A 15,265-nucleotide genomic window follows, 5' to 3' on the forward strand; every position below is an offset into this window, starting at 1 on the left:
CAGTTACCTGCCTTAGATTATAAGATGTTGATATTCGGTGAAATACGGTTAGAGTCTCCTTTTGCTAAAATGATCGCATTTCGGATGATTATAACCCCATTTATACCGATCCAAAGAATAGGAATGAGCATTTTTGCATTACTTTTCACCCCGAACCAATCGTTCAGAATTAAAATAAAAATGAACAGTATGATACCGATCAATATCCAAATGATCTGTATCGAGAGGAGTTGTTTATTGACCTGATTCAGTTGTTTTTTCCAAAGAATAAGAACAATCGGAACAAGGATATTTAACGGCGGAAAACAAATAAAAGGTAATACAGAAAGATTCACGATTTTATTCCACTGCATATTTTGTTTTTCATCTTTAGGAATTTCGTTCTTTTCAAAGTAAGCTTCGTCCACCTGCAAAGCTTTGGCAAGAGCCTTTAGCGTAAAGGCTCTTGGTACCTGCCCGGATTCTATCCGCTGAATGGTTCTCACAGAAATACCTGAAATTTTTGCCAGTTCCTCCTGTGTAAGACAAAGTTTTTCCCGCTGTTCTGTTAATTTTGACATGTTTTACCCTTTAGTTATGCTAAGGTAATTATTTTAAACTCGATGATTTTGAAAAAAAAGAAAATACTTGAGCATTATAAGATTTATCCAGACCAATGGTAAATTCTAACGGGTGAAATTTTCTTTTTGTATATCCACAGACATTTTCTTTATAAATCTCTGCCGTACGAATACTTTCGTGTGGCATTTATTATCCGACAGGATAAAAAATCCAATATTTAGAAACTGTTCATACCCTTCGATTAAAAGGAAAAAAGACGCCGACTAAAGAGAGTTGGCGCCTTTTGGCTATTTGTGATCTCAACGAATGTATATTAGGAAATAGGTCCAAGTGAAATTTTATTCCCCGGGAAATTTTCTTTTTGTTTTTCCTGTTAAAATTCCATTATTGAGTCTAATCCTCTTCGTAAACCTTTGAAAGTATCAATGTTTTTGATGGCAAGTAATACTCCTTTTACATAAGGCTCCGCACTTTCTCCGGAATCATGTCTCAGTATTAATTTTTCTCCCTTGAGTCCAAAGATGGTTTCGACAGCGAGAGTGTGGCCAGGCAGACGAACAGCATGAACCTGTATGCCGTTTATTGTTGCGCCTCTTGTTTCTTTATTTCCTATGGTATCATCTATTGCTACGGATAGTTTAGGCTTTTGAACTTTAGAAAGACGATAAGCCAGTTCTGCCACTGTTCCGCTTGGGGCATCAATTTTTTTAGCATCCGCATAGTCAATGATCTCATAGTGGGGGATATATTTTGCTGCCATTTCAGCAAACTTTTGCAATAAAACAACAGTTAATGCAAAGTTCCCTGCAGCAAGAACAGAAGTATCATTTTCATTGGCAATACGTTCGATTTCTTCATAATCTTTATCAGTTAATCCTGAAGTTCCAATGATGACTTTTTTGCCTTTTTGTAAAGCAGTGTGGATATTATGCTTTGCTATCTCCGGCTTGGTAAAATCTACAAGAATATCAAATTCTACATTTTCTATTGCATCTTCTATAGATTTAAACAATGGAATATTATTGTCCGATTTTAATGACAGAATCTCTGACAGATTTTTCCCATCTTGAGATAAAGAAAGTCCGCCAGTTAATATTATTTCGTCATTATTTAAAATTGATCTGCTAATTTCAGAACCCGCCCATCCCGTGGCTCCTGCAACAAAAACTTTTTTCATAATGTTATTTTTTTATGTTATTCTATCTCAAAGATAGCTTGAATTTCGACAGTTGAGTTGCCTGGTATAGAATATGCACCCAGGCTGCTCTGTATGTTTTTTTTACTGAACAGAATAATAAGTGTTTAATAATGATATTGTTAGGGTTGTGTAAAAATAAAACATGTTTTCATTTTAATTATGATAATACAAATGTACAATCGATGTTTTTATTAAATTTGCCAAAATTATTATATAAAACGCCAGGATGAAATGTGGATTATTAGAAAAAAGACAAGGGGAATTTGATGATGAAATTGGAATTGCTGCTTATGTCTGGTATGAGAAAGACTGGACACATGATGACTATGATCATGTTCACCAAAGATATCAGCTGACTTATGTGGAAGAGGGATATCAGTATTTTCACATTGAGAATAAAATTTATCTTGTTCCACAAAATCATCTAATTTGGATTCCTTCAGGTAAAAGACATCTTACTCAGTCGGAAGCTGGCACAGTTAACCTTATGGTTATCTTATTCAAAGAAGTTTTTGACAATGACTTTTATAATGAAGTACATGTCTTTTCTGCACCGTCTGTTTTGAAAGAAATGCTTCAATATGCTTCAAAATGGAATAAACTATTGGATGAAAATGAAGAGCAGGGATATTTCTTAACAGCTTTATTGAGTAGTCTTCCTCATTTCTGTACAGAGAAAAAAGGTTTACAAATCCCGATTCCAGTTGATTCAAGGCTCCTCCCTGTATGTAATTATATTAATAAGAATTATATGGAACAGCTAAGCATAGATACCTTAGCTGATATATCCTTAATGTCTATAAGAAGCCTTCAGCGTATATTCAAACGGGAAACAGGCATTACTGTCCAAAAATATATACAGCTGATCCGTATTTTAAAAAGTATTGAGCTAATCAATACAGGACAATATACTTTAAGTCAGATAGCTTTAATGATTGGTTATAAAAGTCTATCAGCCTTTACCACTTCCTACTTTGGGATTATGAAAGAAAAAGCAAGAATCAGTGGTAAATTTTAAAATTCTGATCTTAATACTAATTGTAAAAAATATAGACTTTTGTAGTTAATAAATTCTTTAAAATTTCATAGATCCAGTACATAATATAGTACATCCTCCGTTGTACCATCAAGCCAGCTCATGCTCTCCTCATGCGTAAAAATAAAGCCCATGCGCTGGTTTGCTGCTTTTGAAGCAAGATTGCTTTTACGGTGGCTAACAGACAATCTTCTTAATCCTAACTGGTAGGCACTCTGCATTCTTATCTGGTACAGGAGTGAAGAAAGTCCCTGGCCTCTAAATTCTTTCTTAATATATGATTGTCCCAAATATGCTTCTTCAGGGTTCAATAGAAGCATACTTGTCATGCCTATCGGCTGATTATTTTTAAATAGGCCGTAAACCAGTCTGGGATTTTTAATTCGTTGTTCCCATTCAATATCTGTGAGCTCAGCTTCGGGCGGATTGCTGACTCTGAACATTGCAGGTTCAGTCTTAATAGCCTCTAATCGCATAGCTTTATATAGCTGTGCTTCATTTTCTTTAAGCTGCCGGATTTTAAAATCACCTTTTTCCAGTTGAAGCTGCTTATCTTCCATATCTATATTTAAAAGTAAAAACAATTTGTAAAATTATTTAAAAAATATTTGTTTTCATTGGCTGAATATTGCAAATCATTAACCTGGCAACAATGTAAAATGTAGCTATAGAAATTGACTGACAGAAGATTTTTAACTATAAAAATTTAAGAAACTAAAGAGCTCGGGGCAATCCCGAATTGCTTTTTGAAAGCAAATGAAAAATGGGAGAGGTTTTCAAATCCTACCTCATAGCAAACTTCCAATGGCCTTTTTTTCTTTTCAGTGATCTGGTAATAAGCAAGCTCCAAACGTTTATGTGTTAACCACCGTTGTGGCGTCATGGTGAAAGCCTTTTTGAAATCCCGCTTAAATGTTGTAAGGCTTCTGCCCGTGAGGTAACCAAACTTTTCCAGCGGAAGATTGAACATAAAATTCTTTTCCATATAGTCTACAAGATTGATTTTTCCGGGCTCTTCAAAATTGGCAAGCACATGATCGATTTCTTGGTTCAGGGTTCTGAGAATACTGATGGCTTCGGTAATTTTAATGGAAGCAATATCCACAGGGATGTCCTTCATGTCAAAATAGGGAATAAGCGATGCCAGGCAACTTTCCAGCAGAGGGTGATTATTGAAACAAAAAATCTTCGGTGAATTTTTGGGTTGAGGATTTATGTTCTTGTCTGCATAAAAATTTTTTAATGTTTCTAATGATAAATGCATGACCACTGTTTTGTGGGGTTCACCGTCTTTAGGATAATTGATAATAGTAGCTAACTGATTTCTGGGAATTAGAAAAATATCCCCTTTTCCAAATATATAGGAAGCATCAGCCTGTACAATCTTGGTTTCTCCTGAAAGAAACCAGACCAGCATATGCTCATCAAACATAATGTCCGATTTGAAAAACTTGTCTTCGTAGCTTGAAAGTTTTATATCTTCGGTAATGTATCGGGCTTGGTATTCCATGATTTTTGTTTTTTTAAGAAGGAAATCAATAAGGTAAAGATAAGAAATAACATTATTTACTTTGTTTAAAAGTTCATGGTAAGAGAAGCAAAATGGCTATCTTGCCTCTCTAAATAGATTGTCCGCCATCCACCAGAAAGTTGGCTCCGGTCAGAAAACCTGCATTTTCACTTGTTAAATAATGGATCATATCAGCGACTTCTTCTGCTTTTCCCATTCTTCCCATTGGAATGCTTTGTATCAGATGACTTTCCAATTCTTCATTCAAACCGATTTTATCCATGATTTCTGTCGCTATGGGGCCTGGACTTACAGCATTAATGCGTATTTTTCTCGAAGCCAGTTCAAGGGCCGCTATTTTTACAACTGCATTGATCGCAGCTTTACTGGCTGCATATATAGAAGCGCTTTGTGGCGAAATGGTTGCAGAAGTAGAAGAAAGCATAATGACAGAAGCGCCATCATTAAGTAACGGAATAAAGCGACTCAATGTAAAAAAAGCTCCTTTGAAATTCACATTCATGATTTCGTCAAATAAACTTTCTGTTGTCTGCTCAATGGTGGAAAATTTTGTAATACCAGCGTTGATAAGCAAGATATCAACTTTTCCAAATTGTTGCTTTATTTGACTGACTAGATTTTCTATATCATTTAATTTCGACTGTTCAGCAGTCATTGGTGTTGCATTCAATTCATCAGCAGCTTTCTCAATAGCTTCTTTCCGTCTTCCGGTGATGATAATGTGGGCGCCGTTTTCTTTTAGCTTTTTGGCTGTGGCATAGCCAATACCGCTGTTACCACCGGTAATAACGGCTATTTTACCATTTAGATTTTTCATTTTTTTGCTTTTTAGGACTGAGTTACATAAAAACATTCAGAGAATTATCAGTATTTATGGATTGAAGCGGATGCCTGTCATCTCTTCAGTCAGTTTCCATAGTTTCTTGGCATTGTTTTCATCCAGTGAATAAGGATTTACTCCTTTCTGCTCGGTAATATCTGATGAGAGTACTGCGATGTCCCCATCCTCACAATAGACTCCACCAATATGCTCAAGTAAAGGGCTGGCAGCACACCAAACTGTTGTAGCAGCTCCTTGTGGGATGGTTTTTAAGGATGCCGCTACTTCAGGTAATATATTGCCATCTGCATCCACGAAACCCATTTTTTGAAATAGTTCCAGTGGAGCTTCCCTGCCTAATTCTGTTCCGCCAATAGAACCGGGGTGAACCGCATAGCTTCTGATATGGGAAGATTGTCCCCGTACATCCAGTTCCATCGAAAAAAGATTGACGGCTGTCTTGGATTGTCCATACCCCTGTAAAGTTTCATATTCTCTATGCAGGAAATTAGGGTCATCAAAATTAAAAGACGCAAAATGATGACCGTGGGAAGAAACATTGATAACCCGTGCTCCATTGGCTTTTTTAAGTGCTGGCCATAATCCGGAGGTAAGCTGAAATGCAGCTAAATAATTGGTCGCCAGCTGGGATTCTATACCCCGTACATCTCTGCGAAGCGGTACCCACATAATGCCTGCATTGTTGATCAATAAATGCAAAGGTCTTCCTGACGAGATAAAGTTTTCTGCGAAGGCATCAATAGAGGTGGGTGACATTAAATCCATTGTGGCAATTTCCACATTGGCAATTCCTTCCAGATTTTTCTTTGCCTTTTCAATATCGCGTGCGGGTACGATTACTGTAGCTCCGGCTGAGGCGAGAACTTTTGTGGTTTCCAGCCCGATTCCTGTATTACCGCCTGTGACAATAGCCACTTTCCCGGTGAGATTGATGTTTTGAATGACATCATTGGCTGTTGAAAATGCATTGAAGCCTGAACCGATTGGCTGTTGTTGAGCTCCCTGATAATTATTCTTTTCCATTTTGAATACGTTTAATTGTTATTACTGAGACAAAATTAGAGAAGCTTAACCTGTTCTGTTTTGTTCAAAAGGCCTAATTAACTTTGTTCAAAAGGGCAGGTGATTTTATAACAATTATTGCAAGTGTCCAAAAAATCGAACAGTTTAAATCTGGACATCCATCTTTAGATTTAATCATAAGATGAAAAAACAGTTCCTGAATACCGTTCGTTCATTTTTCTTTGTTTTGGTTAGGATAATCCTCATTCTGGCAACGTAAGTGTATCTGATTAGGAGCAATTTTGCATTCATAGTAATACAATTAAAAAATGGAAAATAGACAGAAAGAAAAAGTTTGGTTCATTACGGGATCTTCAAGAGGATTTGGAAAAATATGGACAGAAGCCGCTTTGAAACGCGGAGACAAGGTGGCTGCTACAGCACGTAATATCAATAGCATTGCAGCCTTAAAAGAAACGTATGGCGATCAGGTCCTGATTCTTGAAGTCGATGTAACCAATGCCTCACAGGTGCAAAACGCTATTAGCAAGGCTAACGAATATTTTGGAAGATTAGATATTGTATTTAATAATGCCGGATATTCTTTGGTGGGAACCGTAGAAGAGAGCAGCACCGATGAGGTAAAAGCCATGTACGAGACCAATATTATAGGGCCTATCCATGTGATTCAGGCAGCATTACCTATACTTCGGGCCCAAGGTTACGGCCATGTTTTGGGGACATCCAGCGCTGTTGGCATTTACAGTAATCCTCTAATCGGATATTATTGTTCTTCAAAATTTGCGTTTGAAGCCATTTATGATAGTTTATCTAAAGAAGTTGCAGGATTTGGCATCAAAGTAACGCTGATTGAACCGGGGGCATATAATACTGAATTCGGCAGTGCTGAATCGCTAAAAATAGCCGGCAAAAGACTAACGGATTATGATGATTTGAAAAGCAGCCTGATGGAAAATTTACAAAAACTGGAACGAGGAAATCCCATTGCCACTCCCGATGCCATATTTGCTGTCGTTGATACTGAAAATCCGCCATTGAGATTACTTCTGGGTAAAAACGATTGGCCACATATCCAACAAATCTATGCTAAACGCCTTCAGGAATGGGAAACCTGGAAAACTATTTCAGAAGCAGCCCAAGGTTAATCCATCTATGATGTTTTTTGATATGCTTTTATTCGCTTTTCTTTTTAGTGTGGAAAAGCGAATATTGCTTAACTTGTAATCTAGAATTTTTATAACATGGTTTCAAAAAAATCGAATCATTCCGTAAAAAGATTCAATACGCTGGCTGACGTAATGAAGGCCTCCGGTTTTCCTCCCCCAAAGCACCCTTTAATCGTTTTGTTAAACGGTGTAGACAAAGCACTTAAAGGTCGTATACCCAATAAATCGCACGTGCTGAATTATTATAAAATAGCTTTTAAACCGGATGCCGGAGGAGAGTTAATGTATGGTCAGACTAAATTTGATTTTAAAGAGGGAGGTTTGTTTTTTGTAGCTCCACAGCAAATTCTTTCTTCAATAGAAGAGAACGATAAAGAGAAAACTGCGGAACAGAAAATACTTAGTCCGCAGATCACACTACTTGTAGATCCTGATTTTTTACTACAATACCCATTGGCACAAAAGATCCATCAGTATCATTTTTTCTCTTATGCTACCAATGAAGCGCTGCACCTTTCGGCTAAAGAAAAAGAAACCATTCTTTCGTTATTCAGAGATATAGAAGAAGAGCTTGAAAATCGTATAGACGACATGAGCCATAATGTGATCATATCTCAAATCGAACTATTGCTGAACTATGCACAACGTTTTTATAACAGGCAGTTTCTTACCAGAAAACAAAACTATCCCAGTCTTACCGATCGTATCGATCAATTATTGGAGGATTATTTTAATAGCGATAAGGTGCTGAATTCCGGAGTTCCAACTGTTAATTATTTAGCTGATCAGCTACATATGTCAGCAAGCTATTTAAGCGATCTGTTAAGAAATCTTACAGGGCAAAACACTCAACAGATTATTCATGATAAAATGATTTACCTTGCTAAAAATAAGTTATCTACTACAGTTCTCAGTATTTCCGAAATTGCGTTTGAATTAGGTTTTGAACAGCCCCAATCCTTCAGCAGATTATTTAAATTAAAAACAAATCAAAGTCCACAGCAATATAGAGGTCAATTCAATTAATTGTTACAGTTACTTAAACGCTAACAGTCTAACAGCTATTGTCTTACGTGTATATGGTTGTTGCATTATATTTATCTAACTTTAATGCTTACGCTCAATTTAGGATAGGAAGGTGTTAAAGTCATTATTATAAAGCTGTATATTTGATTTAAACCGATAAAGAGTTTAAGATCCTAGCAATGCACAGCGGTCTACTTAAATTCAATGGATAATAAGCATAATTTGTTAAAAGTGCATATAGAGAACATCGTAGCAATTACAGAAGAGGAATTTGCATTTATAGGAGAGCTTTATTTGTAAAGAATATAAAAGTTCAATTGTATTTTTAAGGAAGGTGAAAACGTAAAATATATATACTTTGTATTGTCCGGTCTTCTGAAGCTCTATTATACAGATGATAATAGTAAGGAACATATTGTTTCATCAAATAGTCGTCTCCTTAAATGACCTAAAGAGTGCATCTTCAAACACTTTTATTGATGATTTGGTTCGATTAAGTCAAATTAAACAAGAATTATACAGCTCATTTTTATCGGTATTTTTTTTAATTAAAATTCTTACAATTTAATTTTTGAGCTTTCTAAACTTAAATCTAAAATTGGAAGAGGTATCTGCATATCATTGATAAAATTTACTATTCAATAAAAGGGTTAAAAAGCTAGGTTTTGTAAGTCCAGATTATCTTGCTTCTATAAAGTCTTTTAATATTTTTGAATGAATATGTATGGCATCATCATTTTTTGCTTCACGGCAGTCATAAACGGTAGCATTAGAGGGCTGTCCATCATTGGTTATAACCAGACTAAGCTCCTGTCTGAGAATAGATACAATGCCTGAGGAGGCATCATCAGCATCTCCTGTTGTCAACCCGGGACCTAAAAGGCCAAAGAATTTTTGATCTTTTTTGTTGGGTTTTCAACCTGATTTTTGACAGACATTGTTAATTGTTTTTGAACACAATATACTATTAATTGATTATTTTGTACCTCCTGAAATAAGTAGTTTTTGATAATTAAAAAAGACCTTCCACATAGCGGGAAAGCCTTTTAATTATTATTTTAAATGTGTTTTTTTCAAAGAAAGCTGTTTTTCATACTAGTTACAGTAAGAAATTCTAGGGTTCGTACTGCTTCCACATGGAAACTGATATTTGATTTGCAGATATTTAGGAGTAGGATTATCTGTAACTTCCAGCGGAGCCATTGACTGTCCGCTATAGGAAGGCATGGTAACTTGTGCAGCAGAACCATTACCTAAAGCCACATTTTTGGCACTCGTATTACCGTTGAAGCTGTAATCCATCATGGCATCTAAAAGACGATATACACCATAATAATCCAATGCATCAAATACTTTTCGGGAGCTTGGCATTGCGTGATCTGTTACATAATTGTATCCGTTAACAGTAGATGATTTAATATAAATGAAATCTTTTTCAGCATTAGAAATATTAATGTTTTTAAAGATATCAATTGCCATTCTGTGATCGTTGACATCATCTTCGTCATAGACCTGGGTGATCATTTTGGTGTTAGAAGGAAAACTCTGCAATTGCTGTTGGGTAGTCAATGTACTGTTCCAGTTAAAAGAATACCACGGAGCCATGGTGAAAAGAAAACGTCCGTTTTGTCCCCAACCTTTTTCCGTAAATGCTTTATAGGCAAGATCAATACTTGCTCCACCTCCGAAAGAATGCCCCATAAATCCTACTTTCTGAGTATCAATAATATTGGGATAATCTGTTGCAGCTTTTATGAAGCCTTCCCATAGGGTTTGGTAACGGTGATCAACACTGATATCAACAGTACGGTAAGGTACAAATACCACAACATAACCCTTTTTTGCGATAAAGTTATAGAGTTCTATATTATAATCCTTGTCTTCACCACCAAACGGATGTGAAAAGAATATCGTAGGTCTGGGAGACGTAATTCCTTTAGGATAGAAAATAGAAACCTGTGTTCCTGCATATTGTGGATTATTAAAATCAATTTCAGCCACTTCATAATTGCCATCTGCACCATATCCTGATATCGGTTTCTGAATAGGTCCCTGAAAACTGCTGCCAAGCTTTGGCTGAATAGGAGCCGCTTCGTCAGTGTCATTAGTGTTCTGAGAACATGCTGAGGTGGTAATAAACAAAATCATTACCCATGGATAAAATAGTTTTTTCATTTTCTTTTTTCTTTTAAAGTTTGAATCATCTGATCTTTAATTTCCTGATACTTCTGATATTGTGCTGCATCCAGAATTTGGCTCAGTGCATTAGATTTTTCTTTCTGTAGAGCTTTCAGTTTTTTGAATTTAGAGAGTTTATTTTCGCTACTCTGAATAATAGGTTCATTCTTTTGGGCATACTGAAGGTTAAGCGCAGAAACTTTCTGGATTTGTGACGTATTCAAAGCCAGTTTAGTTGTCATCCATTCCGTCTGCATCTTGGCACGCTGTTCCGGAGTAGTGTCCTTTAATTTTTTTGCCTGTGCCGATACATTTGTAAATGTCATCCATAGAAATGCCATTACAACAAGCGGCTATTGTTTTTTTTGTTTTAAAAGCATCTTGGAGAATTTTAATTTTTAATGAAACAAATGTAGCAATACCCGATATTTACTTTAATATAAAAAAAGGTGAACCTGCTAAATCCAGGGGTGAAATTATCACTGATCCAGCCACTTTCTAAAATCCATGGCTTTTGCTTTGCTTACGATTATCTGTTCCTGAGGTAACGGATGTACTTTCACAAGCAGTCTTCCGTTAAAAAAATATTCTACTGCGTCTACAGCAGTTTTATTGATAATGAATTGGCGGTTTGCCCTGAAAAAAAGGGAAGTATTAAGCTCACGTTCCAGTTGTTCCAGTGTAAATTCCACAACATATTGCCTGCCATCAGCAAGATATGCATACACTATTTCGTTAGCTGTGTAAAACCAATTGATTTTAGCTGCTTCCACGGGAATAAGTCTTCCGCAATAATGGATCAGGAATGATTTTTTATATTGTTTTGTGGCATACTGAAGCTCGTGCAGCAAAGACTTTGTTTTAGACAGTTCGTTGTTTACATCGGAAGCAATAAGAGTATTATATTTAAGTAAAGTCCGCAGTATTTCCTCCCTGTCAAAAGGTTTTAAAACATAATCAATACCATTGTTCCGAAAAGCCTCGATAGCATAATCATTATAGGCGGTTACAAAAATAACAGGTTTTAATATTTTCGTTTTGCTGAAGATTTCAAATGATAATCCATCTGAAAGGCGTATATCTGAAAATATCACATCATAAATATTATCGTTTGTTTCGAACCAGTCTATTGCTTCAGCGACGCTTTGTAATGTTTTAATAATCTCAATCCCAGGATCGATTTCCTGTAGGATATATTCCAGATTTCTTGCAGTAGCAGCTTCATCTTCAATAATTACGATATGTAAATTCTGTGTCATAATAAAGGAAGTTTTACTGTGAAATATTGCTCCGTTTGAAGGATTTCTATTTCCTTATGAAACTGTAGTTTATATCTTTCATTAAGATTGACAAGACCAAGTCCGGTTCCTTCTGTTTCACTAATAGTAGGTTGAAGATTATTTCGGATGATAAGCCATTTATCTTCGTCATAAATTTCTACGATTAAAGGAGATGAAACTGTAGCTTTGTTATGTTTAACAGCATTTTCCACCAGAGGTTGCAGTGATAAATGAAGTAGTTCTTTACTCAAAATGTTTTCGCTGAGATTGATTTGAATCTGACAGGTGTTTTCCAACCGCATTTTTATGAGTTGGATATAAGAATTCAAGTAATCAAGCTCTTTCTCAAGAGTTACCAAATCATTTCCTGAACGGAGCAGAGTATATCTGAATATTTTGGAAAGATGTTGAATATAGTTTTGGGCAAAAGGCGGATTTTCTCTTACAATGGCAGAAAGACTGCTTAGCGTATTGAACAGAAAATGTGGGTTTAATTGTTCCTGAAGCAACTGCAGTTGTGCTGTAAGATAAGCAGAATTGAGCTGCTCGTTAATAAGATCTTTATTTCTGCTTTCGCGCATCAGAAGAATAAGACGGATCATTACGGCAGTCATGATACTGCTGAGCAAAAACCGGGCAAAATATCCCCTTATTCTGCCTCCAGGAAACTGGAGAACTCCAAACCACACAGAATGGATCAGGCTTCCCAATATAATAGCTGCTACAACCACTACAATATTGAATATGTAAATTTTCCAATATTCTTTGTTTTCTCTAAACCCACTAAAAAATTTACCATCAGAAAGATTAAGATAAAATAAGACGAGACAGAACATCAAATTGTAGATAAACTGAAAACCATACTCCCAAATATTGAACTGCCAGTAACGGGCAATAATCCCATCACTATTAAGTGCCATCAGTTTTGCTGAATTGACGACCAGTGTAATCAGTAAGGCACTATACAGATATATTTTTCTCTCGCTCTTAATCATTTTTACAAAGAAAGTAAAATATTGAAAGTAACAATGCAATAAACAGGTGAAACTGTAAAATTGGGTGGCGAAAGAATACATTCTGAAGACCATATCGTAAAAATTCGTGGGTAATCCAGTTAAAACAATTACAACAGGAACTTTCTGTTCTGAGATATCAGCTTCAATGGCTTTTGAAATTTTTACGGAGCAGGAATCAGAATCAGTCCGAAGAACGGTTTATTTGTGGGCTAAAGGCTGAATATGCTGGAAATCAGATACGGACATTACACGAAATCCGTGGGAATGAAGCCTGCTATTATTTCACTGAATTTGAGATTTAAATAGAATCATTTTTCTTAACAGAACTTTCAAGATTAAAACTCTATTAAGAACTGTTATTAAAAATGGCGCCAACTGTCTTTAGTTGGCGCCTTTTGGATTTTTAGTGACCAAAACAAGCATATCTTCAAGCACTTTTATCGATGATTTGGTCCGTTTGAGCCAGATTAAACAAGAATTAACAATTTTTATCTTAGCATCTAATTCCTTATCGTTGTAAAGTTGTTTGCAATATAACTTTAAGCGTATGAAAGAATTATTTTTTTACCTTAAAAATCTGAAATGCCCCTCATTAATATCATCCTTTAGACTTTGAAATCTGGTTTTTAAATACTAGTTTTGACCAGTTAATATCTAAAACAACCCCAACTTCAAACAACAAGAAGTCAGGAGTAATAAAACCATGAATAAAATCACCAATTATGACAAAAATGAGATTGTCTCTATTCATTATTACAATTACTGCATTATTTAGTAATTTATTTGGACAAATAACTTCTAAAGAAGTAGATGCACTTGTTATTAATGCAATAAAAAAGTTCAATGTTGCTGGAGCAGCGGTGGCCATTGTAAAAGATGGAAAAATCATTCACAAAAAAGGTTATGGTATAAAATCAATAGACACAAAATTACCTGTTGATGAGTATACAAATTTTGAAATAGCTTCCAATAGTAAAGCTTTTACAACGGCTGCTTTATCAATTTTAGTAGATGAAGGAAAAATCTCCTGGCAAGATCAGGTGAAAAAATACATTCCTGAATTTAAAATGTACAATGACTATGTAACGGAGAACTTCACTATAGAAGATTTGTTATGCCATCGCAGTGGACTTGGTTTGGGAGTTGGTGATTTAATGATGTTTCCGGACGGTACAGATTTTACCATCAAAGATGTGGTAAAATCTTTTCAGTATTTTGCACCTGTTTCAGGATTTAGGACACAATTTAATTATGATAACCAGCTTTACTTGGTAGCTGGGGAAGTAGTTGCACGGGTAAGTGGAATGAGCTGGGAAACTTTTGTTCAAAAACGTATTATGGAACCTTTGCAAATGAAAAACTCGTTCAGTTCTGTCAATCAGGTAAAAGATATGAGTTTAATGGCTGCTCCTCATTCCTCAGAATCCGGAACCCTAAAAAAGATATCTTTATATGGAGCAATGATTAATGGTGCTGCCGGAGGAATTGTCTCCAATGTAGATGATATGTCGAAGTGGATGCTTGTGCAATTGAATAAAGGTAAATATGGTTCTACTTTGGATAAAGAACTCTTTACGAAAGAAAGACAAAATGAAATGTGGACAATACATACTGTAGATAAAGTAAACCCCAATCCAAGATATAACCAACATTTCAATGGGTATGGTTTGGGCTGGAATTTATCTGATATAAAAGGAAATCTGAGTGTATCACACACAGGTGGTTTGCCTGGAATGCTTTCTATCGTTAGTATGATTCCTGATCTAAATTTGGGAATTGTTATTTTAACCAATACCGAGAACGGAGGGAGCGGAGTTTTCTCCTCAGTCAGCCAAACCATTATTGACAGCTATCTGGGGCTTAACGATTTTGGATGGGTAGATAAATATGCAGCCTATTTTCAGTCGAAGAAAAGCAGTGGAGATGATGTTACCCAAAAAGTTTGGGAAACAGTAAGTAAAGCAAAGAATATAACCATAAAGAATGAGAATGTAATTGGGATATATGAAGATAAATGGTTCGGAAAAATTGAAATTTTTTCCAAAGGAAATCAATTGTGGTTTAAATCTTACCGTTCGCCAAAGCTAAATGGACCTATGAGTTTTTATAAGGCAAATACGTTTGCTGTTCAATGGGATTATAAAGATATGAATTGTGATGCATTCGCTATGTTTAGCTTAGATGAAGAAGGCAAAGCACAAAGTATAAAGATGAAAGGCATATCACCTAATATAGATTTTAGTTTTGACTTTCAGGATTTGGATTTTCAAAAAATAAAAAACTAGTAGATCTGGGATTAAAAATAAGGAGTACCCCCAAATTTAATAACCATTCCAGTCGCCAAAAGAAGATATAAGTAAAAAAATGTGGACTGCTAGGTCCACATTCTTTTTTATAAAGCTCCACATT

General features: G+C 35.6%; 17 protein-coding genes. 6 read left to right on the forward strand and 11 right to left on the reverse strand.

The genetic code is table 11. The features are described from left to right. Nucleotides 1–17: 17 nt before the first annotated feature. Together CRS_RS12655 and dapB are read right to left on the reverse strand one after the other, a co-directional pair. Nucleotides 18–560 carry a helix-turn-helix domain-containing protein gene (locus CRS_RS12655; protein ID WP_142724403.1) on the reverse strand — a complete coding sequence of 181 codons (543 nt, stop codon included), beginning with the start codon at nucleotides 558–560 and terminating at the stop codon, nucleotides 18–20. A 374-nt stretch (nucleotides 561–934) separates the two neighbouring features. Beyond that, the gene (gene dapB / locus CRS_RS12660) at nucleotides 935–1,738 is read right to left on the reverse strand and encodes a 4-hydroxy-tetrahydrodipicolinate reductase (RefSeq protein WP_142724404.1); all 804 of its coding nucleotides are present in this window, start codon (nucleotides 1,736–1,738) and stop codon (nucleotides 935–937) included. 247 nt (nucleotides 1,739–1,985) lie between these two features. Here dapB and CRS_RS12665 point away from each other — a divergent pair, with 247 nt between their 5' ends. Beyond that, nucleotides 1,986–2,777 carry an AraC family transcriptional regulator gene (locus tag CRS_RS12665; RefSeq protein ID WP_142724405.1) on the forward strand — a complete coding sequence of 264 codons (792 nt, stop codon included), beginning with the start codon at nucleotides 1,986–1,988 and terminating at the stop codon, nucleotides 2,775–2,777. Between the two features lie 65 nt (nucleotides 2,778–2,842). Here CRS_RS12665 and CRS_RS12670 read toward each other — a convergent pair whose 3' ends face one another. The 4 genes from CRS_RS12670 to CRS_RS12685 form a co-directional block, all read right to left on the reverse strand. Then, nucleotides 2,843–3,355: a GNAT family N-acetyltransferase gene (locus tag CRS_RS12670; RefSeq protein WP_142724406.1), complete on the reverse strand. Its 513-nt coding sequence runs from the start codon at nucleotides 3,353–3,355 to the stop codon at nucleotides 2,843–2,845. 146 nt (nucleotides 3,356–3,501) lie between these two features. Continuing rightward, nucleotides 3,502–4,305: an AraC family transcriptional regulator gene (locus CRS_RS12675; protein ID WP_142724407.1), complete on the reverse strand. Its 804-nt coding sequence runs from the start codon at nucleotides 4,303–4,305 to the stop codon at nucleotides 3,502–3,504. 109 nt (nucleotides 4,306–4,414) lie between these two features. Further along, nucleotides 4,415–5,143 carry an SDR family NAD(P)-dependent oxidoreductase gene (locus CRS_RS12680; RefSeq protein WP_142724408.1) on the reverse strand — a complete coding sequence of 243 codons (729 nt, stop codon included), beginning with the start codon at nucleotides 5,141–5,143 and terminating at the stop codon, nucleotides 4,415–4,417. 54 nt (nucleotides 5,144–5,197) lie between these two features. Beyond that, complete coding sequence (locus CRS_RS12685; RefSeq protein ID WP_142724409.1) at nucleotides 5,198–6,190, reverse strand: SDR family NAD(P)-dependent oxidoreductase; 993 nt, start codon at nucleotides 6,188–6,190, stop codon at nucleotides 5,198–5,200. Nucleotides 6,191–6,498: 308 nt separating this feature from the next. Here CRS_RS12685 and CRS_RS12690 point away from each other — a divergent pair, with 308 nt between their 5' ends. The 3 genes from CRS_RS12690 (at nucleotide 6,499) to CRS_RS24820 (ending at nucleotide 8,829) form a co-directional block, all read left to right on the forward strand. Next, nucleotides 6,499–7,335 carry an SDR family NAD(P)-dependent oxidoreductase gene (locus CRS_RS12690; RefSeq protein ID WP_142724410.1) on the forward strand — a complete coding sequence of 279 codons (837 nt, stop codon included), beginning with the start codon at nucleotides 6,499–6,501 and terminating at the stop codon, nucleotides 7,333–7,335. Nucleotides 7,336–7,431: 96 nt separating this feature from the next. Beyond that, on the forward strand, nucleotides 7,432–8,382 hold the full coding sequence (locus CRS_RS12695) for an AraC family transcriptional regulator (RefSeq protein ID WP_142724411.1): 951 nt from the start codon (nucleotides 7,432–7,434) through the stop codon (nucleotides 8,380–8,382). A gap of 321 nt (nucleotides 8,383–8,703) precedes the next feature. Next, nucleotides 8,704–8,829 carry a cyclic nucleotide-binding domain-containing protein gene (locus CRS_RS24820; RefSeq protein WP_142724499.1) on the forward strand — a complete coding sequence of 42 codons (126 nt, stop codon included), beginning with the start codon at nucleotides 8,704–8,706 and terminating at the stop codon, nucleotides 8,827–8,829. 231 nt (nucleotides 8,830–9,060) lie between these two features. Here CRS_RS24820 and CRS_RS12705 read toward each other — a convergent pair whose 3' ends face one another. The 3 genes from CRS_RS12705 to CRS_RS12715 form a co-directional block, all read right to left on the reverse strand. Next, nucleotides 9,061–9,249, reverse strand: a complete 189-nt coding sequence (locus CRS_RS12705; RefSeq protein WP_142724412.1) for a hypothetical protein — start codon at nucleotides 9,247–9,249, stop codon at nucleotides 9,061–9,063. A gap of 228 nt (nucleotides 9,250–9,477) precedes the next feature. Next, nucleotides 9,478–10,557, reverse strand: a complete 1,080-nt coding sequence (locus CRS_RS12710) for an alpha/beta hydrolase (RefSeq protein WP_142724413.1) — start codon at nucleotides 10,555–10,557, stop codon at nucleotides 9,478–9,480. After that, nucleotides 10,554–10,886, reverse strand: coding sequence for a hypothetical protein (locus CRS_RS12715; protein WP_228451247.1), 333 nt, complete (start codon nucleotides 10,884–10,886; stop codon nucleotides 10,554–10,556). Before CRS_RS12715 ends, CRS_RS12710 begins: the two co-directional genes overlap by 4 nt. On the opposite strand from CRS_RS12715, the gene CRS_RS24450 reads away from it, so the two are divergent. Then, complete coding sequence (locus tag CRS_RS24450; protein ID WP_172617053.1) at nucleotides 10,880–11,062, forward strand: hypothetical protein; 183 nt, start codon at nucleotides 10,880–10,882, stop codon at nucleotides 11,060–11,062. The two genes, CRS_RS12715 and CRS_RS24450, sit on opposite strands and share 7 nt — an antisense overlap. Here CRS_RS24450 and CRS_RS12720 read toward each other — a convergent pair. Together CRS_RS12720 and CRS_RS12725 are read right to left on the reverse strand one after the other, a co-directional pair. Beyond that, nucleotides 11,040–11,819 (reverse strand): LytTR family DNA-binding domain-containing protein, encoded by a 780-nt coding sequence (locus CRS_RS12720; RefSeq protein WP_142724414.1) that lies wholly within the window; start codon nucleotides 11,817–11,819, stop codon nucleotides 11,040–11,042. The genes CRS_RS24450 and CRS_RS12720 overlap by 23 nt on opposite strands. Further along, nucleotides 11,816–12,835 (reverse strand): sensor histidine kinase, encoded by a 1,020-nt coding sequence (locus tag CRS_RS12725; RefSeq protein ID WP_142724415.1) that lies wholly within the window; start codon nucleotides 12,833–12,835, stop codon nucleotides 11,816–11,818. The genes CRS_RS12720 and CRS_RS12725 overlap by 4 nt, the downstream gene beginning before the upstream one ends. A gap of 743 nt (nucleotides 12,836–13,578) precedes the next feature. On the opposite strand from CRS_RS12725, the gene CRS_RS12730 reads away from it, so the two are divergent. Next, nucleotides 13,579–15,141 (forward strand): serine hydrolase, encoded by a 1,563-nt coding sequence (locus CRS_RS12730; protein ID WP_142724416.1) that lies wholly within the window; start codon nucleotides 13,579–13,581, stop codon nucleotides 15,139–15,141. The last annotated feature ends 124 nt before the right edge of the window (nucleotides 15,142–15,265 follow it).

This window comes from Chryseobacterium sp. ON_d1, assembly GCF_006829085.1.
Lineage (GTDB): Bacteria > Bacteroidota > Bacteroidia > Flavobacteriales > Weeksellaceae > Chryseobacterium.